Origin of the sequence: Pseudomonas brassicacearum (assembly GCF_003732175.1) — a bacterium.
GTDB lineage: Bacteria > Pseudomonadota > Gammaproteobacteria > Pseudomonadales > Pseudomonadaceae > Aquipseudomonas > Aquipseudomonas brassicacearum_G.
On the sequence record NZ_MOBI01000024.1, the window covers coordinates 25,331 to 44,010 of the forward strand.

The following is an 18,680-nucleotide window of genomic DNA, read 5'->3' on the forward strand; positions in this document are numbered from 1 at the left end:
CCAGCTATGAGTAGCGGACGTATCGTTCAAATCATCGGCGCCGTTATCGACGTGGAATTTCCACGCGACAGCGTACCGAGCATCTACAACGCGCTGGAAGTACAAAGCGCGGCCGGAACTACGCTTGAAGTTCAGCAGCAGCTGGGCGACGGCGTGGTTCGTACCATTGCGATGGGCTCCACCGAGGGCTTGAAGCGTGGTCTGGAAGTCAAGGACTCCGGCGCAGCCATCTCCGTACCGGTCGGTAAAGCGACCCTGGGCCGGATCATGGACGTACTGGGTAACCCGATCGACGAAGCTGGCCCGATTGACACCGAAGAACGCTGGGGCATTCACCGTCCTGCACCGTCCTTCGCTGAACAAGCTGGCGGCAATGACCTGCTGGAAACCGGCATCAAGGTTATCGACCTGGTTTGCCCGTTCGCCAAGGGTGGTAAAGTCGGTCTGTTCGGTGGTGCCGGTGTAGGCAAAACCGTAAACATGATGGAACTGATCCGTAACATCGCCATCGAGCACAGCGGTTATTCCGTGTTCGCCGGTGTGGGTGAGCGTACTCGTGAGGGTAACGACTTCTACCACGAGATGAAGGACTCCAACGTTCTGGACAAAGTGGCACTGGTTTACGGTCAGATGAACGAGCCGCCGGGAAACCGTCTGCGCGTAGCATTGACCGGCCTGACCATGGCCGAGAAGTTCCGTGACGAAGGTAACGACGTTCTGCTGTTCGTCGACAACATCTATCGTTACACCCTGGCCGGTACTGAAGTATCCGCACTGCTGGGCCGTATGCCTTCTGCAGTAGGTTACCAGCCGACCCTGGCTGAAGAGATGGGCACTCTGCAAGAGCGCATCACTTCCACCAAAAACGGTTCGATCACCTCGATCCAAGCGGTATACGTACCTGCGGATGACTTGACTGACCCGTCGCCAGCGACCACCTTCGCCCACTTGGACGCCACCGTCGTTCTGTCCCGTGACATCGCTTCCCTGGGTATCTACCCAGCGGTAGATCCACTGGATTCGACTTCGCGTCAGCTGGACCCGAACGTGATTGGTCAGGACCACTACGACACCGCTCGCGGCGTTCAGTATGTTCTGCAGCGTTACAAAGAACTGAAGGACATCATTGCGATCCTGGGTATGGACGAGCTGTCGGAAACCGACAAGCAGTTGGTGTCCCGCGCTCGTAAGATCCAGCGTTTCTTGTCGCAGCCGTTCTTCGTGGCTGAAGTCTTCACTGGTGCATCGGGTAAATACGTTTCCCTGAAAGACACCATTGCTGGCTTCAAAGGCATCCTCAACGGTGACTACGACCACCTGCCAGAACAAGCGTTCTACATGGTCGGCGGCATCGAAGAAGCGATCGAGAAAGCCAAGAAACTGTAATCCCGGCGCCCGGCAACGGGCGCTAATCAGGTTGAGGCAAGCAGATGGCTATGACAGTCCATTGCGATATCGTCAGCGCGGAAGGAGAAATCTTTTCCGGTCTGGTCGAGATGGTGATTGCGCACGGCAGCCTGGGTGATCTTGGTATCGCTCTGGGTCACGCTCCGCTGATCACTGAACTCAAGCCAGGTCCGATCCGCCTGGTAAAACAGGGTGGGGAAACCGAGGTGTTTTACATCTCCGGTGGTTACCTCGAGGTTCAGCCGAACATGGTCAAGGTTCTTGCCGACACTGTGCAACGTGCTGCCGACCTGGACGAAGCCTCCGCTCAGCAAGCCGTTCAGGCTGCCGAGAAGGCCTTGCATGAAAGAGGCGCCGAGTTCGACTACGGTTCCGCTGCCGCACGTCTGGCCGAGGCTGCAGCTCAGCTGCGCACCGTCCAGCAGATCCGCAAGAAGTTCGGCGGTTAATCCGTTACGACTTGTTGTGTGATTGATTAAAAAGGGTAGCCTCGGCTACCCTTTTTCTTTTTTTGCAAATTACCTCTTGGTCGCAGCCGCTGACCACCCAGGATTGGTAGCCAGTCATGTCTCTAGAAATCGTTATTCTCGCTGCCGGTCAAGGCACTCGCATGCGTTCAGCTCTGCCGAAGGTGCTTCACCCGGTGGCGGGGAATTCCATGCTTGGCCACGTTATCCACAGCGCCCGCCAACTTGATCCACAGCGTATTCACGTGGTGATCGGCCATGGCGCCGACGCGGTGCGCGAGCGTCTGGCAGCAGATGACTTGAACTTCGTGTTGCAGGACAAACAACTCGGCACAGGTCACGCAGTGGCCCAGGCTGTACCGTTCATCACCGCCGACACTGTGTTGATTCTTTACGGCGACGTGCCGCTGATCGAAGTCCCGACGCTGCAACGCCTGCTCAAGCTTGTGGCACCACTGCAGATGGGGCTGTTGACGGTCGAGCTCGATGACCCAACGGGTTATGGCCGTATCGTGCGCAACGCCGATGGTCGGGTGACCGCTATCGTCGAGCACAAAGATGCCAGCGAAGCCGAGCGTACGATCACTGAAGGTAACACCGGCATTCTGGCGGTGCCGGCCAGTCATCTGGGCGACTGGATGAGCCGGCTCTCCAACAACAACGCCCAGGGCGAGTACTACCTGACCGACGTCATTGCCATGGCAGTCAGCGACGGCCTGATCGTGGACACTGAGCAGCCTCACGACGCGATGGAAGTGCAGGGCGCCAATGATCGCAAACAGCTCGCGGAGCTTGAGCGTCACTATCAGTTGCGCGAAGGCCGTCGCCTGATGGCCCAGGGCGTGACGTTGCGCGATCCGGCACGGTTTGATGTGCGCGGTGAAGTGACAGTCGGCCGTGATGTGCTGATCGACATCAACGTGATTCTCGAAGGCCGTGTGGTCATCGAAGACGACGTGGTCATTGGCCCGAACTGCGTGATCAAGGACAGTACCCTGCGCAAGGGCGTGGTCATCAAGGCCAACAGCCACATCGAAGGCGCGGTATTGGGCGAGGGCAGCGATGCCGGTCCGTTCGCGCGCTTGCGTCCGGGCACTGTGCTGGAAGCCCGCGCGCATGTGGGTAACTTTGTCGAACTGAAGAATGCCCATCTGGGTGAAGGCGCCAAGGCCGGCCACCTGACCTATCTGGGCGATGCCGAAGTCGGCGCGCGGACCAACATTGGCGCCGGCACCATCACCTGCAACTATGATGGCGTCAACAAGTGGAAGACCGTCCTGGGTGAAGACGTATTCATTGGCTCCAACAACTCGTTGGTAGCGCCTGTGGATATCCTGGACGGCGCGACCACTGCGGCGGGTTCGACGATTACCTCGACTGTGGATAAATCCCAGCTGGCCGTTGGTCGGGCTCGACAGAAGAATATCGATGGCTGGAAGCGTCCGGTGAAAGTCCAGAAGAGCTGAGTTATCCACAGCTCGTCAGATCAAGAGATCGCAGCCTGCGGCAGCTCCTACGATGATTTCGTTTACACCATCTCGTAGGAGCTGCCGCAGGCTGCGATCTTTTTATAGGTTATCCACAGATGTTTTTTTTAAGTGCTGGCTTGACGAAGTTTCGCCGATAGGTTTTGATTGCTTCCGATATCTTTCGAATCGAAACTTACCAGCTCATGTCAAAGCGCAATACACCACAACGTCGCCACAATATCGTTGCCTTGCTCACTGAGCAGGGCGAAGTCAGTGTGGATGAGTTGGCCAAGCGTTTTGAAACCTCGGAAGTTACAATTCGCAAAGATCTGGCGGCACTTGAAAGCAATGGCTTGTTGCTACGCCGTTACGGCGGTGCGATCACCATGCCGCAAGAGTTGGTCAGTGACCCGAGCCAACCGGTTTCCCGGTACAAGCACGCCATTGCCCAAGCAGCGGTGGCGCGGATTCGCGAACATGCGCGGATCATTATCGACAGTGGCAGCACCACGGCGGCAATGATTCCACAACTTGGCCTACAACCAGGCCTGGTCGTCATGACCAATTCGTTGTACGTCGCCAATGCGTTGAGCGAACTTGAACATGAGCCGGTGTTGTTGATGACCGGGGGAACCTGGGACCCGCATTCCGAGTCATTCCAGGGGCAGGTCGCCGAGCAGGTCCTGCGCTCTTACGATTTTGATCAGTTGTTCATCGGTGCCGATGGCATTGATCTGGTACGAGGTACCACGACCTTTAATGAATTGCTCGGTCTAAGCCGAGTGATGGCCGACGTGACTCGTGAAGTGATCGTGATGGTCGAATCCGACAAGATCGGCCGCAAGATTCCAAACCTGGAGCTGCCATGGAGCAGCATCCATACCCTTATTACCGATGATCGCCTGCCACAAGAGGCTCGCGATCAGATTCAGGCCCGCGGCATTAACGTGATATGCGCGGCAATCAGCCAGGAGAAATAGCATGTGTGGAATTGTCGGTGCAGTCGCGGAACGTAATATCACCGCCATTTTGCTCGAAGGTCTGAAGCGCCTCGAATACCGCGGCTACGACAGCGCCGGTGTGGCGGTTTACACCAACGGTGAAAAACTCGAGCGCATGCGTCGCCCGGGCAAGGTCAGCGAGTTGGAGCAAGCACTGGCCGCCGAGCCTCTGCCCGGTCGTCTGGGTATTGCCCATACCCGTTGGGCGACTCACGGTGCGCCATGCGAGCGTAACGCTCACCCGCATTTCTCCGGCGATCTGGCGGTGGTGCACAACGGCATCATCGAAAACCATGAAGCCCTGCGTGAGCAGCTCAAGGCACTGGGTTACGTGTTCACTTCGGACACCGATACCGAAGTCATTGCCCACCTGCTGAACCACAAGCTCAAGGAGCTCCCTGACCTGACCGTCGCCCTCAAGGCCACCGTCAAAGAATTGCACGGCGCTTACGGCCTGGCTGTTATTAGCGCGCAGCAACCGGATCGTCTGGTCGCAGCTCGCAGTGGTAGCCCGCTGGTGATCGGCCTGGGTCTGGGCGAGAACTTCCTCGCATCCGACCAACTGGCACTGCGTCAGGTCACCGACCGTTTCACCTACCTGGAAGAAGGCGATATCGCTGAGATCCGCCGTGACAGCGTGCAGATCTGGGATATCGACGGCAACGTTGTCGAGCGCGAAGCGGTGCAGTACCGCGATAACACCGAATCCGCCGAGAAGGGCGAGTTCCGTCACTACATGCTCAAGGAGATCCACGAGCAACCGTCGGTCGTGCAACGCACCCTGGAAGGCCGTCTTGGCCCGAATCAGGTGTTGGTCCAAGCCTTCGGGCCACAAGCCGCCGAGCTGTTCGCCAAGGTCCGCAATGTGCAGATCGTCGCCTGCGGCACCAGCTATCACGCCGGTATGGTGGCGCGTTACTGGCTGGAAGAACTGGCCGGGATCCCGTGCCAGGTAGAAGTCGCCAGCGAATTCCGCTATCGCAAAGTAGTCGTGCAACCCGATTCGCTGTTCGTGACCATCTCTCAGTCGGGTGAAACCGCCGACACCCTGGCTGCACTGCGCAATGCCAAAGAGTTGGGTTTCCTTGCCAGCCTGGCGATCTGCAACGTTGGTATCAGTTCCTTGGTGCGTGAGTCCGACCTGACGCTGCTGACCCAGGCCGGTCGCGAAATCGGTGTGGCGTCGACCAAAGCGTTCACCACTCAGTTGGTGGGGCTGCTGCTGTTGACCCTGTCTCTGGGTCAGGTGCGTGGCACCTTGTCCAAAGACCTGGAGGCCGAGCTGGTGGAAGAGCTGCGTCGCTTGCCGGCTCGACTGGGCGAAGCGCTGGCGATGGACAGCACCGTCGAAAAAGTCGCCGAACTGTTCGCCGACAAGCACCACACACTGTTCCTCGGTCGTGGCGCACAGTACCCGGTGGCGATGGAAGGTTCGCTGAAGCTCAAGGAAATCTCCTACATTCACGCTGAAGCCTACCCGGCCGGCGAGCTCAAGCATGGCCCGTTGGCGCTGGTCGACGACGACATGCCCGTAGTGACAGTGGCACCGAACAACGAACTGTTGGAGAAGTTGAAATCCAACCTGCAGGAAGTTCGTGCCCGTGGCGGCCAGCTGATTGTGTTTGCTGACGAAAAAGCCGGCATGAGCAATGGCGAAGGCACGCATGTGGTCAACATGCCGCACATCCACGACATCCTGTCGCCGATCCTCTACACCATTCCGTTGCAGTTGCTCTCGTACTATGTCGCTGTGCTTAAAGGCACTGACGTTGACCAGCCGCGTAACCTGGCGAAATCGGTGACGGTGGAGTAAGTCATAGCGGCGATCAGGAACTCGTGGTTTTCAATAATTCACACTGACATAGAATAATAACGTCTGACACAGTAGTAATTGAGCACGACACAATGGCAAACCCTTTAAATACAAAGGGTTTTCATTTTTTTGGCCTCGCCGCTCATCAGGTTTCCGTCGCGCTGAGTACGATGCAATACGCTACACACTCAGCTTACGGCTTTCTCTCCTACCAGAGATTTCCTAGGAGTTAGTTAGAAAATTTGCTGAAGGAGTAGCGCAGGCTGTCCTTATGCTCGGGAGATTGCTGTGCGAGGCCGAAAAGTAAAGACACAGGCCGATGTGGATCGCTATGTGAAGGAGAGCCTTGGCCAAGGGAATATGGGAGGACTACCAGCCATGGCTCCGGGTCCAAGTCGTCCCCTCGCATGGACGTTCGCGCAAGGTGCAGGGTTCAAAGGTAGACCGCGTTTACCAGCTGCTTTCCGATCTGGAGGTCGGGATGTGGCTGCAACTCGATTTTTCCGAAAACGTCATAGACATTCGAGAACAGTCCCCACTCTTTCCCGTGTCTGCACTTGAGGCAATCGCCTCGTCCTTGGCTTCCTAAGTTCCTTCGGTTTTATAAATATCCGCCGTCTCCTCAACAACTAACAAGCGCTCACACCATGGATGGAATCGATATGCTGGCTGGGTCTTTTTCGTGGGTGCTAGTGGCCTGTGCGCTGCGCGCCGAGCGGGTGATCCATCGCCATGCCCTGAGCAAGACCTCGCTGAATGCCGGTCTTTTCTCCCTGCGCAACAACAACTTCGGTTCCGATGTCTGTCGGCCTTCCGTCCTTCATTGCTGAATTCAAGGTCGAATATTTAATGAAGTCACCTTTTTCATCGCCCGCATTGCTTCCTCTCAAGATCATCGCCACCGGCGTGGCGCTACCGCCCAATCGCGTCGAGTCGGTCGACCTTGATCAGTTGTTGAACAAGCCTGCGGGCTATGTCGAGAAGCGTTCGGGCATTATCTATCGCTATCATGCCTCGGATGATGCCAGCCAGGCAGAGCTGGCGGCAGCCGCTCTTCACGACGCCCTGGACCGCCAGGGTATCGACGCCGCATCAATCGACTTGCTGATCTCGGCTTCGGCGATTTCCGTGCAGGCATTGCCGTGCACGGCGGTGCACATCCTAAAGGTCTCCCAGTTGGCGCCCGGCACCCCCGGTTTCGACATCAATAGCAGCTGTGTGAGCTTTATCTCGGCGCTACAGGTCGCCGCAGGGCTGTTAAATGCCGGCACTTACCGACGCATCGCGATCGTGTCGGCCGACCTGGCGTCACGCGGGATCGACTGGGACGATGAAGAGTCCTCGCTGATTTTCGGCGACGGTGCAGCGTGCGCCATCATTGAACGGGGCGATGGCACCAGTGGGATCCTCGCCAGCCTGGTTGAAACCCACCCCCAAGGCAGCGGACTCTGTGAGATACGGGCGGGCGGCACACGACGCAATCCGCGCGCGGGCATGACCGATCGCGACTTCCTGTTCCAGATGCGCGGCAAGCAATTGTTCAGGCAAGCCTCGGCGTTGATCGAGGACTACCTGGCTCGTCTGTTGGGGGCGAGCGGGTTGACCCTGGAACAAATCGCCACGGTGGTGCCGCATCAGGCCAGCCATCTGTCGCTGGAACATATGCGTCGACGCCTGAATGTCTCTTCCAGCGTGTTGGTGGATATCTACCGCTATCACGGCAACCAGGTGGCCGCATCGATCCCCACGGCATTGCACGCGGCGGTCACCAGCGGACGGTTTAATCGCGCCGAGCCAGCTATGCTCATCGGCACAGCGGCTGGTTTATCCTTGGCCGGCATGGTCCTGCTGCCATGAACGTACTGCTGACCGGCGCCACCAGCGGGCTTGGGCGAAACGCAGCACAGTGGCTGCTCGACGCTGGTCATGAGGTGCATGCCACCGGTCGCGACACCCAGGTTGGTAATGCCCTGCGTGAGCTAGGCGCCGACTTTACGGCGTTGGATTTAACCCATGCAAGCCTTGAGCAATGCCAGCCATTGATGAGCGGGTGTGATGCGGTCTGGCACTGCGCGGCGAAGTCTTCGCCGTGGGGTCGCCGGGAAGATTTCTACCAGGCCAACGTGGTTGCCACGCAAAAACTGGCTGAGTCAGCGGGGCGTGCCGGTGTTCGGCGTTTTGTTCATATCTCCACGCCCTCGATCTACTTTGACTTCCAGCATCATCATGAAATCGTCGAGAGCTACCGCGCCCCACGGTTCGCCAACCATTACGCCGCCAGCAAGTACTCGGCGGAGCAGGGCATCCAGGCGCTGGTGCCGCGCTATCCGAACACCACCTACGTAATCTTGCGGCCCCGTGGCCTGTTCGGCCCACATGATCGGGTGATCCTGCCCAGGGTGCTGAGCCGGCTTGAGCACGATCGCGGCGTGTTGCGCCTTCCCGGCGGCGGCAAAGCGCTGTTGGACCTGACCTTTGTGCTCAACGTGGTGCACGCCATGGACCTGGCGAGCCGCAGCAACCCTTTGCCTTCCGGGGCGACCTACAACATCACCAACCACCAGCCGATGCGTTTGGCTGACATGCTGCATCTTTTGCTCCATGGACAGTTGGGCCTGCGCTATCAGTTGCAGGCGATTCCCTACCCACTCTTGCACGCACTGGCCGGCGGGCTGGAGCTACTGAGCTGCGCTACGGGCAAAGAGCCGCAACTGACGCGCTACAGCGTCGCCGCGTTGAATTTCGATATGACGCTCAGCCAGGTGCGCGCCACTGAGGAACTGGGGTACTCGCCACGCTACACGATGGAGCAGGGGATCGAGCAAACAGGTGCCTGGTTCAGGCAACAGGGCGCGGCGGCTCATGGCTAAAGTCACCCAATTCGAGGTGGGCTACTGCACCCATATCGCCTGCATGGCACAACGCGGGGCCGGTCTGCGTGTGTGTAAGTTCCCGGCGCGGGCGTATCTGCTGGAGGTAGGCAGTCGTCGCTGGCTATGGGATACCGGCTACTCGACGCATTTCCAGGAGCAGACGCAGTCCGGCCTCTTTCGTGTGTACCGCCAGGTCACTCCAGTGTACTTCGATCCACGCGAGTCATTGGTCGAGCAACTGCGCACCGCAGGCTTGGCGGGCAATGACATCGAGGGGCTGATCCTTTCGCATTTTCATGCCGACCATATTGCCGGGCTGCGCGATTTCAACCAGCCCAATTTCATCTGCTCGGGCCAGGGTTGGCAACAAACCCGGACGTTGCGTGGGTTTGCGGCACTGAAGCAGGCCTTCATTCCCGGCTTGATCCCGGAGAGTTTTGAAGCACGACTGCAGTTTATTGAGAGCTTTGCACGGGTGGGCTTGTCTGAGCAGTTGGCGCCTTTCGATCACGGCTTTGAACTGCCGGGAAGTGAGGGGCAGATCTTCCTGGTGCCTTTGCCAGGCCATGCGGCGGGGCATATCGGCGCGTTCATTCTCACCGACGAAGGCTGGACGTTGTTGGCCAGTGACGCCGGATGGTCTGCCCAGAGCTATCAAACCTTGCGCGGACCCTCGGTATTGGCCAATTTGCTGATGGATGATTCCCGCGTCTATTACGACACGCTCCGCCGACTGAACCAGCTGTGGGCGGCCGGTCATGTCGACATCCGTCTGTGTCATGAGGGCGACCTATGATCCCGGTGAAGACCCTCTGGCACTACTTTCGTACCCAGCGTTTGACCTTCACCGATCGCGCGGTGCTGCAAGCCTATCAGGCAAAACAGCTGAAGCGCTTCGCTCGGCGGGTCCTTGCACAGAGTCCCTATTTTCGCCCTTACAGCGCGCTGTCGGTGACCGAGTGGCCGCTGATGGATAAGGCGCTGATGATGGCGCAGTTCGACCAGATGAACACCGCCCAATTGCAGTGCGATCAGTTACTGGCGTGTGCCCGACGCAGCGAAACCGAACGCGACTTCACCCCCACGGTCGGCGCCTACAGTGTTGGGTTGTCGTCTGGCACGTCGGGGCAGCGCGGTGTGTTTGTCGTCAGTGAGCGGGAGCAACAGGTCTGGGCCGGGGGCATGCTGGCAAAGATGCTGCCCGAAGGTATTTTTGCCGGTGAACGCGTCGCGCTGTTTTTACGTGCGGACAACAACCTCTACCACAACGTGAACAACCGCTGGCTGAGCCTGGAGTTCTACGATCTGTTTGCGCCTTTCCCGGCGCAACTGCCGCGCTTGCAGCAGCAGGCACCGACGATCATTGTCGCGCCGGCCCAGGTGTTGAGGGCGCTAGCGCTCGCGGTCCTCGATCAGCAACTGGCCCTCAACGTCAAGAAAGTGATCTCGGTAGCCGAAGTCCTGGACATGCATGATCGACGGATACTGGAGCAGGTGTTTCCTGACATCGGTGAGGTGTATCAGGCCACCGAGGGGTTTCTGGCAGCTTCATGTTCCCACGGCACGCTGCATTTGAATGAAGAATTTCTCTACATCGAGCCACAGTGGATCGATGAGCATCGCTTTACGCCGTTGATCACCGATTTCACCCGTAGCACACAACCCATCGTGCGCTACCGGCTCGATGATGTACTGGTCAGGAAGGCCACCCCATGCCCGTGCGGGCAAGCGACCATGGCCATTGAACGGATAGAAGGTCGATGCGATGACCAGTTGTTGTTGCTCAATCGCCAGGGGACGCCGCAGGTGATATTTGCCGATCTGTGCACGCGGGCCATTGCCAACGCGTTGCCGCTGACCAGTGATTACCGGTTGATTCAACAGGCCGAACATCGTTTACAGCTCGTTGCCGACTGTTCACAACAGGACTTGGCACAGTGTCACGCGCAACTCGTGGCAGTGCTCGAGCAACAGGGGATCGCCACCGAACCACTGGAGTGGCAACTGACGGTACAGACCGTGATGCCAGCGTTCGATCAGAAAAGACGACGAATCATTCGGCAGGTGAATCCATGATCAAGGCAATCTTTCCAAGGTTGTGGCACATGCTGCTAGGTTGGGGATCTGTGGGGGTTGTTTACAACCTCACTGACCGTCTTCAAGACGCGGGGACTGTCATCTCGCCCTCATTGATTGATCGCCTGATCCCATTCAGCCCGCACGCCATTTGGTTGTACCTGTCGTTCTTCATCATGATTCCGTTGGCTTACCTGCTTGCCCCGCTTGATCGGGTTAAACGGTTGGCCAGGGCCATGCAACTGACTGCGATAGGGGCGGGGGTCGTTTATGTGTTGTGGCCGACGACCATGGTCTATCCGCTCGATTACGGCACCAGCCTCAGTTCTGATGTGTTGAGTGCATTAACACAGTTCGACTCAAAGCAAAATTGCTTACCGTCATTGCACATGGCACTGACGGTGCTGGCCGTATGGGCAGTTGGCGATGAAAGGCACAAAGTGAGAACGGTGTTGTTCATCCTATGGGCTGTGGCGATTGCTTTTTCGATCCTGCAGTTACGCCGTCACCTGTTGATTGACCTGGCCAGCGGTACGTTGTTGGCACTGGTGGCTGGATGGCTGGTGCGGTGTATTGGTTTGATTCGCTATCGTGCGGTCAGAGGAGTGGCGTGATGATTGATCTGGCGTTCCCCATCCTGTTCATGTTGCTGGTGGTGATTGGCGAGATGCTGGTCGTGCAGTGGCGCCAGCGTGACGTGGTCAACTGGCATGACGTGATGTTCAACCTGAACTCCGGCCATCTCATGCTGTGGTTGTTCCGTGGGCTGGAAATCACCTGTTATGGCTATGTCGCCACCCACTTCAGCCTCTCGCTGTTTGAGTCATGGCCACCGGTGCTGACTTGGGTATTTGCACTGTTTGCCTGGGACTTCGGTTTTTATTGGTTGCACCGGGCACATCACTACTTGCGTGTGCTGTGGGCGGTGCACGTGGTTCATCATCAGGGCGAGCATTTCAATCTGTCATTGGGGGTACGCAACTCTTGGTACTCGTCACTGACCTCTATCCCGTTCTTTATGGTGTTGGCTGTGCTGGGTGTACCGTTGTCGGTGTTTGTCACGGTGTCCATCCTGCATTACACAATTCAACTGTTTAATCACAGTGCACTGACGCCCAAGTTGGGAGTCCTGGAGTCGGTGTTCGTCACGCCTGCCCACCATCGGGTACATCACGTCAAAGACATGGCCTACTCGAACAAGAACTTTGGCGGCAGTTTTGTCTTCTGGGACAAACTGTTCGGCACGTTTTGTCCCAGCCTGCCGCAAGCGCCGTTCGACTATGGCGTGGGTGGCGCCAAGCCGTCTGCAAACCCATTCTGGGCGAGCAATCTGCCATTGTTGCACTACATGCGCATGCCGGTGAGCGTGTCCGATGAAGGTGGACGCTTGCGTTGCTCGAACCTGACCGTTTTCAGTGGTGCGCTGCTGGTGTTTGTCGGGGTGATTGCCTATGTCTATGAATATGGCTACGGCTACACCAACGTTCATTGGCCGCAAGTCGCGCTGTTCACCTTGTTGGCGCTGGGACCGGTGGCGCTGGCGGGCATGGTGCAAGGGCGCGCCTGGAGCGTAATGGGTTGGCTGGCAATTTCATTGGGGCTGCCAGTGCTGTTTCTCGGGCTGCTGAGATGGTCACAGGGGGATTGGCAGGTCGTGCTTGTCTCGCTTGGGGTGCACGGAGTCGCGGTGTTGTGGTCTTGCACCCGGCGGCGATCCGACGCTGCGCCTGCGGTGGAGCAATCTCATGGCTGAGTCGCTCAGGCCCCTGGTCTTTCCCGCTGATGGCGAGCAGGCCTTTCATCAAGCACTCAAGCGCGCGGCTCGCGCCTATCTGGCGGATGACCACCGTTATGCCGATGGTTGGCTGCTCGCCAGGGCCTTGCTGTTGCTGGTGTCGTGCGCGGGGTTCTATGCCTTGAGCCTGATGCAGCACAATGCGTGGGCGTTTGTCGGTTGCTACTTCCTGTTTGTGATGATGGGAATGCTGTTCAACGTGGTGGTCAATCATGACGCCTCTCACAACGTCTTCTTCCGTGCACCTTGGGCCAACCGCCTGGTAGGGCGCTTGGCCACGCTGCCGTTGGGTGTGGATCCGGATTACTGGCGGGTGCGCCACGTCGATTTTCACCACGTCTACGCCAACGTCGAACATTACGACCTGGATACGGAAGAGAACGGCATCTTCCGACAGACTCCGTTCCAGCGTTGGCGTGCACACATGCGCTATCAACACCTTTACTGGCCGGTGATCGCGGCGTTGTCGCTGCCCTATGTCGCCTGGATATTTGACTGGTCGGATCGATTAGGAAAAACGCCACTCAAGTCAAAAGACGTGTTGCCGGGAGGCCGGGGCTGGACGGTATTTGTCGTCAGCAAGGTCACCCATTTGCTATTGGTGCTGGGGGTGCCGTTGACTGTTTGTCAGCTCAATGGCATCAGTTGGTCGACGGTGCTGCTGGCGTATGCCGTGAGCCAGATGTGTGCGTCGTTATTGGTGGTTTACTTGCTGCTTGGTACGCATTGGGCACAGGCGCAATTTTATCGTGCGCCTGATACGGCGGTAATGCCCCATGGCTGGTATCGACATAATTTCTCTACGGCTTGCGACTGGCTGACCACGCCTCCCTGGCTGCGCCATTTCACCGGTGGGCTGAATTACCATTTGACCCATCATCTGTTCCCCGGCTGGAGTCATCGTCATTACCCCGCGCTGGCGGCGATCATTGAACAGTTGGCGGTGCAACACGGCATGGACTATCGCTGTATTGGCTATCGCGAACTGCTGAGGCAACAGCAACAGTTCCTGCGCCAGATGGGGCAGGAGACTTCCATGGACAGGGTGCCCCAATAATGAAACCGCTAGCATTCCAGCGCGATGAAGCTGATGTGCATAGAGCACTGATGCAGGCGGCCAGCGACTATCTGGCGGTGCATCATGATCATCGTTTCGCCGATACCTGGATGATCGCCAAGCTGCTGGTGCTGGTGCTGCTATGTGCCGGGTTTTACGGTGTGAGCCTGGAGCAATCCACAGGGTGGGCTTACTTCGGCTATTACTTCGGCTTCATTTTTACGGCCATGTTTATCACGGTCAACGTGGTCCATGATGCGTCCCACAATGCGTTTTTCAAACGACGCTGGGCCAATCGCTGGCTCAATTGCCTAGTCAGCATACCACTGGGTCTTGATCCTGATTGTTGGCGAGTGCGGCACGTTATTTTTCATCACTGGCACAATAATGTTGAGGGCTACGACCTCGATATTGAGCCCAATGGTGTTCTACGCCAGACCCCATTCCAGCGCTGGAAGCCCTTTATGCGAGTGCAGCGCTTTTACTGGCCACTGGTTGCGGCCATGACCTTCCCTTGTTACATTTTTCTGTTCGACTGGTTGGACCGGGCGGGGCAAACGCCGGTTACCAGGCGAATGGCGCAACACGGCGTGCGCGGCTGGAGTGTGTTTGTGTTTGGCAAAGGCACGCACCTGGTATTGGCGCTGTTGATCCCGCTCTGGGTTTTGCCACCGACCATCAGCGCGCTCGACATCGTGCTGGTTTATCTGGGCAGCCAAATGCTCTCCTCGTTGCTGTTCGTGATGCTGATCATCGGTACTCATTGGGCAAAGGCGAAGTTTTATCAGGCGCCGGAAAGTGGCGTATTACCTCACGGCCGGTATCGCCATGTGTTTGATACCACCATTGACTGGCAGACAACGCCGCGCTGGCTGGGGTATTGGCTCGGCGGGGCCAACCTGCACCTGACACACCATCTGTTCCCGCACTGGAGCCACCGGCATTATCCGGCCTTAAGCCAGCTAATCAGCGAGGTTGCTCCACGTTTCGGCCTTGAGTACCAGCGTATCGGGCCCAGTGAAATGCTGAGGCTCCAACAGCGGTTCCTCAGTGCGATGGGCGCGAACAAAGAGGCGGATGTTTAAACGTGAAGGACCTTCAGCCTTCACTCCTGCTATTACCGTGAGGAACAACGCTCCATGCCTAGCATTATCACCCATGCTGTCGTGCCCCTTATTGTTGGAGCCGTGATGGGGCGGCGCCACATCAGCGCCAGGTTATTGATCATGGGCGCGGTGCTGGCCGCGCTACCTGATGCCGACGTGATTTCATTCAAACTGGGCATTGCCTATACCGACACCTGGGGGCATCGCGGTGCAGCCCATTCGATAGCCTTTGCCTTGGCCATTAGCTGTCTGGCGAGTGTGTTTCATAAGTCACTGCATGCGAGCCTTGGGCGGTGCATCAGCTTTCTCTTCCTGGCGGCCGTGTCTCATCCATTACTGGATGCCTGCACCGATGGCGGCCTGGGGGTTGCCTTGTTCTGGCCCTTCAGTGAGCTACGGTGGTTCATGCCGTTCAGGCCGATCGAAGTGTCCCCCATCGGTCTGACGCAGTTTCTGAGTCAGCGCGGCTGGGCAGTGCTGCAGTCTGAGATTTTATGGGTGTGGCTGCCCACACTGGGGCTGGCCGCTGTTCTCCTTGCTGGTCGATGGATATGGCCTGCTAAGTACAGCTCAGGGAAAAATTAGATGAGGGGCGGCTCTGCTCCAACCCTTCTTGATAAGGCTAGCGGTATTCCTTGCCAGTTGCCTTTGCGCCACCCTGGACTCACCCACCAAGAAGCATCTCAGCGTATCGATCGATAAGGCAGTGGGTTTGTAGTTCCACAATGGATACTCATCCAGCTGCACTCATCCGTGTGATCCGGCTGCCTCATCAGAGCGCTCGCTACTGACATGATCCCTCTCCAAGGGAGAGACAGTCAGAAATGAATCTCAGCGGACTTGATGCCGATCTCCCGAAGCTCATGGATCAGGTCATCCAAGTGTCGAAATGACTCGATTTCTTCATTGTCATTGATCAGAAAATAACTGCTTCCCACCTCTTTTTTAAACAGGATGATCCACTCGTGCGTGTTGGCCGGGTTGACTATCACGTGCGTGTCGAAGTGCATGCCTTCACCGTGTTTGGTTTTGACGTCTTCGCGTTTCATGTGGATCTCCGAGCGTGGACTCATTTTGCCCACGAACATGATTCTGGATCATTCAACACTGGTTTTTTGAGCGTCGCGAATGCTGTGCCAAGGGTATTTCAGTGGCTTTGCTATTATCACTTCATGTAAATATTATGCACATGCCATCAGAGAGGGCTAGTCATGATTGCGATACGCGAAGCCTGGAAGGCAGGCCTGTTACGGCCTGAGCACTGGCTTCGAAATATCGTCTCTGGGGTCATCGTCGGCGTTGTGGCGCTGCCCTTGGCCATGGCGTTTGCCATCGCCTCAGGCGTCAAGCCGGAGCAAGGAATTTACACAGCTATTGTCAGTGGTCTCCTGGTTTCTCTTTTCGGAGGGAGCCGTCTTCAGATCGCAGGCCCGACAGGGGCATTCGTCGTCATTTTGTCCGGAGTGACCGCCAAATACGGCGTTGATGGCTTGCAGATCGCAACGATGATGGCCGGGGCGATTTTGTTATTGCTCGGTATCACCAAGCTTGGCGCCATCATCAAGTTCATTCCCGACCCGGTGATTGTTGGATTCACCGCCGGCATTGGTGTGATCATTTGGGTCGGGCAGTGGAAAGATTTCTTCGGTTTGCCGAAAATCAGCGGTGAGCATTTCCATGAGCGACTCTGGCACCTGGTTCAGGCTCTCCCCAGCTTTAATGTACCCACGACACTGTTAGCACTGTCGAGTCTGGTGCTGGTGATCACCGCCCCCAAAATACCTGGCATAAGACGTGTTCCTGGCCCCTTGATCGCCATGGTCGTTGTGACGGCACTGCAGTCATATTTTCAGTTCGCCGGCGTTGCAACGATCGGGAGTGCTTTCGGGGGGATTCCTCAGGGATTGCCTGCGGTCGGCCTTCCCGCAATAACACTGCCTCAAGTGATTGAGTTGATTGGCCCGGCGTTCGCCATCGCAATGTTGGGCGCCATTGAGTCATTGCTGTCTGCTGTTGTCGCCGACGGTATGGCCGGTACCAAGCATGACTCCAATCAGGAGTTAATCGGCCAAGGCATCGCTAACCTGGTCACCCCCTTGTTCGGTGGCTTTGCCGCGACGGGCGCAATTGCTCGAACCGCTACCAACATCCGCAATGGAGGCAACAGTCCCATCGCGGGTTTTGTACATGCGCTCACATTGATAATGCTGATTTTATTCCTGGCGCCGTTGGCTTCGGATATTCCGCTGTGTGCGTTGGCAGCTATCCTGTTTGTGGTCGCCTACAACATGAGCGAGTTGAAGCATTTCCAGCGCATGGTCAAGCGCGCCCCGAAAGCCGACGTGGCAATACTTCTAATCACCTTCAGCCTGACCGTTTTCAGCGATTTAGCGATTGCAGTGAACATTGGTGTCATTCTCGCAATGCTGCAATTCATGCGTCGGATGGCATCTTCTGTCGAAGTGCAGCAAATGGTCGAAAAGGAGCTTGAGGTTGAGTTACGGATCAATGGGCACGTTCGTCTGCCGCCTGGCGTTTTGGTGTACACCATTGAAGGGCCGCTTTTCTTTGGCGCAGCAGAAACCTTTGAGCGCGTTCTGGCCCAAACGCATACCGATCCGGGGACATTGATTATTCGTCTAAAGCGAGTGCCGTTCATGGACATAACGGGCTTGCAAACGCTGCTCGAAGTCATTGAGCACTTACGCAAGCGCAGCATTGTCGTAAAGCTGTGCGAAGCCAACGACAAAGTCCTGGGCAAGCTGGACAGAGCGGGAATACTCCAAGCGCTTGGTTCAGAGCATTATCATGCCGACTTCAGTGGTGCATTGGGCGATTTCGAGATCGACAAGGCGCCACGCCTCGGCTGAGCTGGAGCTTTAGTAGGCAGAGCGATGAGCGGGCTCCCGATGTGCCACTCCATGGCGAGTGAACTACTTACCATTGACCGCTATTTTGCTTTTGGTCGAGTAGGACACGCCATGTGTCTCCAGGTAGTCTCGAATAAGCTGGCGGACGACCTGTGAAGGCGTCAGGTCCTGAGATGCACAGAGCTCCTCAAGGGCTTTTTTCTTGACGGGATCAATGAGCACAGTCAGTCGTGCAGTCTTGTTTTCCATGGAGTTGCCAGTACCCTAAGGCGTTCGATTTTAATCAAATTCTAATGGCCGAGGCGTTGTTTGTCATCGTTAGGTTCGTGACGGCTCGCTGGATCAACTGGGCTCAATAAGTGGAGAGACGCTCCAGCCAGAAATGATGCTCATTGAGGGGGAGTGGCAACGTTTTTTTGGCAATCACCACTCAGCCTGGATTGCTTTTGACTGAACGTTGCTGCGTCAACAGACTCTGACGAAAGACTCTTGACCCTGGGGATATTCGTATCTGGCTCTTCCGTTTTGGCCCTGATCCCGCCAAAGGGATGGTGAGCATTCACAAATGCGTAAAAAATACGTCAAGTTTATGTTTCTGTAACAATTTGAAACGTACAATCCGCCCCGGAAATACAGCGCGTCGGCATCGATTTCAATTGAGTGTGCCGCAGGCAAAATCTGCTGGCTGGATGACGTCGTGCTTTTCCCGTCCAAATGTCCTTTTCACTCCCGTTCAGGAGACTCCA

18 protein-coding genes are annotated in these 18,680 nt (G+C 56.9%); 16 read left to right on the top strand and 2 right to left on the bottom strand.

The annotated features are described in order from the left end of the window. Window positions 1-6 precede the first annotated feature (6 nt). From atpD to BK658_RS23240, 15 genes are all read left to right on the top strand, one after another. The gene (gene atpD, locus BK658_RS23170) at window positions 7-1,386 is read left to right on the top strand and encodes a F0F1 ATP synthase subunit beta (RefSeq protein ID WP_019694391.1); all 1,380 of its coding nucleotides are present in this window, start codon (window positions 7-9) and stop codon (window positions 1,384-1,386) included. A 44-nt stretch (window positions 1,387-1,430) separates the two neighbouring features. After that, the gene (locus tag BK658_RS23175) at window positions 1,431-1,856 is read left to right on the top strand and encodes a F0F1 ATP synthase subunit epsilon (RefSeq protein ID WP_123584338.1); all 426 of its coding nucleotides are present in this window, start codon (window positions 1,431-1,433) and stop codon (window positions 1,854-1,856) included. A gap of 116 nt (window positions 1,857-1,972) precedes the next feature. Then, window positions 1,973-3,340 (top strand): bifunctional UDP-N-acetylglucosamine diphosphorylase/glucosamine-1-phosphate N-acetyltransferase GlmU, encoded by a 1,368-nt coding sequence (gene glmU, locus BK658_RS23180; protein WP_123584339.1) that lies wholly within the window; start codon window positions 1,973-1,975, stop codon window positions 3,338-3,340. A 206-nt stretch (window positions 3,341-3,546) separates the two neighbouring features. Then, window positions 3,547-4,323, top strand: a complete 777-nt coding sequence (locus tag BK658_RS23185; RefSeq protein ID WP_123584340.1) for a DeoR/GlpR family DNA-binding transcription regulator — start codon at window positions 3,547-3,549, stop codon at window positions 4,321-4,323. A 1-nt stretch (window position 4,324) separates the two neighbouring features. Then, window positions 4,325-6,157 carry a glutamine--fructose-6-phosphate transaminase (isomerizing) gene (gene glmS, locus BK658_RS23190; RefSeq protein WP_123584341.1) on the top strand — a complete coding sequence of 611 codons (1,833 nt, stop codon included), beginning with the start codon at window positions 4,325-4,327 and terminating at the stop codon, window positions 6,155-6,157. A gap of 662 nt (window positions 6,158-6,819) precedes the next feature. Beyond that, entirely contained in the window at window positions 6,820-6,987 is a 168-nt protein-coding gene (locus tag BK658_RS30620) for a hypothetical protein (RefSeq protein ID WP_185019888.1), read from the top strand. A gap of 19 nt (window positions 6,988-7,006) precedes the next feature. Further along, complete coding sequence (locus BK658_RS23200; RefSeq protein ID WP_123584343.1) at window positions 7,007-8,014, top strand: 3-oxoacyl-[acyl-carrier-protein] synthase III C-terminal domain-containing protein; 1,008 nt, start codon at window positions 7,007-7,009, stop codon at window positions 8,012-8,014. Then, window positions 8,011-9,027, top strand: coding sequence for an NAD-dependent epimerase/dehydratase family protein (locus BK658_RS23205; RefSeq protein ID WP_123584344.1), 1,017 nt, complete (start codon window positions 8,011-8,013; stop codon window positions 9,025-9,027). Before BK658_RS23200 ends, BK658_RS23205 begins: the two co-directional genes overlap by 4 nt. Beyond that, complete coding sequence (locus tag BK658_RS23210; RefSeq protein ID WP_123584345.1) at window positions 9,020-9,826, top strand: MBL fold metallo-hydrolase; 807 nt, start codon at window positions 9,020-9,022, stop codon at window positions 9,824-9,826. Before BK658_RS23205 ends, BK658_RS23210 begins: the two co-directional genes overlap by 8 nt. Next, on the top strand, window positions 9,823-11,106 hold the full coding sequence (locus tag BK658_RS23215; RefSeq protein ID WP_123584346.1) for a F390 synthetase-related protein: 1,284 nt from the start codon (window positions 9,823-9,825) through the stop codon (window positions 11,104-11,106). The genes BK658_RS23210 and BK658_RS23215 overlap by 4 nt, the downstream gene beginning before the upstream one ends. Then, entirely contained in the window at window positions 11,103-11,720 is a 618-nt protein-coding gene (locus tag BK658_RS23220; RefSeq protein WP_123584347.1) for a phosphatase PAP2 family protein, read from the top strand. The genes BK658_RS23215 and BK658_RS23220 overlap by 4 nt, the downstream gene beginning before the upstream one ends. Continuing rightward, complete coding sequence (locus tag BK658_RS23225; protein ID WP_123584348.1) at window positions 11,720-12,859, top strand: sterol desaturase family protein; 1,140 nt, start codon at window positions 11,720-11,722, stop codon at window positions 12,857-12,859. The genes BK658_RS23220 and BK658_RS23225 overlap by 1 nt, the downstream gene beginning before the upstream one ends. Beyond that, window positions 12,852-13,958 carry a fatty acid desaturase family protein gene (locus BK658_RS23230; protein WP_123584349.1) on the top strand — a complete coding sequence of 369 codons (1,107 nt, stop codon included), beginning with the start codon at window positions 12,852-12,854 and terminating at the stop codon, window positions 13,956-13,958. Before BK658_RS23225 ends, BK658_RS23230 begins: the two co-directional genes overlap by 8 nt. Then, window positions 13,958-15,043: a fatty acid desaturase family protein gene (locus BK658_RS23235; protein WP_123584350.1), complete on the top strand. Its 1,086-nt coding sequence runs from the start codon at window positions 13,958-13,960 to the stop codon at window positions 15,041-15,043. The genes BK658_RS23230 and BK658_RS23235 overlap by 1 nt, the downstream gene beginning before the upstream one ends. 54 nt (window positions 15,044-15,097) lie before the next feature. After that, the gene (locus BK658_RS23240) at window positions 15,098-15,649 is read left to right on the top strand and encodes a metal-dependent hydrolase (RefSeq protein ID WP_123584351.1); all 552 of its coding nucleotides are present in this window, start codon (window positions 15,098-15,100) and stop codon (window positions 15,647-15,649) included. A gap of 233 nt (window positions 15,650-15,882) precedes the next feature. Here the strand turns inward: BK658_RS23240 and BK658_RS23245 are convergent, their stop codons facing one another. Further along, a complete protein-coding gene (locus BK658_RS23245; protein ID WP_123584435.1) occupies window positions 15,883-16,113 on the bottom strand; it encodes a hypothetical protein in 231 nt (76 codons plus the stop codon). A gap of 162 nt (window positions 16,114-16,275) precedes the next feature. On the opposite strand from BK658_RS23245, the gene BK658_RS23250 reads away from it, so the two are divergent. Further along, window positions 16,276-17,934, top strand: a complete 1,659-nt coding sequence (locus BK658_RS23250) for a SulP family inorganic anion transporter (RefSeq protein ID WP_123584352.1) — start codon at window positions 16,276-16,278, stop codon at window positions 17,932-17,934. Between the two features lie 63 nt (window positions 17,935-17,997). Here the strand turns inward: BK658_RS23250 and BK658_RS23255 are convergent, their stop codons facing one another. Continuing rightward, window positions 17,998-18,183 (bottom strand): ribbon-helix-helix protein, CopG family, encoded by a 186-nt coding sequence (locus BK658_RS23255; RefSeq protein WP_123584353.1) that lies wholly within the window; start codon window positions 18,181-18,183, stop codon window positions 17,998-18,000. Window positions 18,184-18,680 lie beyond the last annotated feature (497 nt).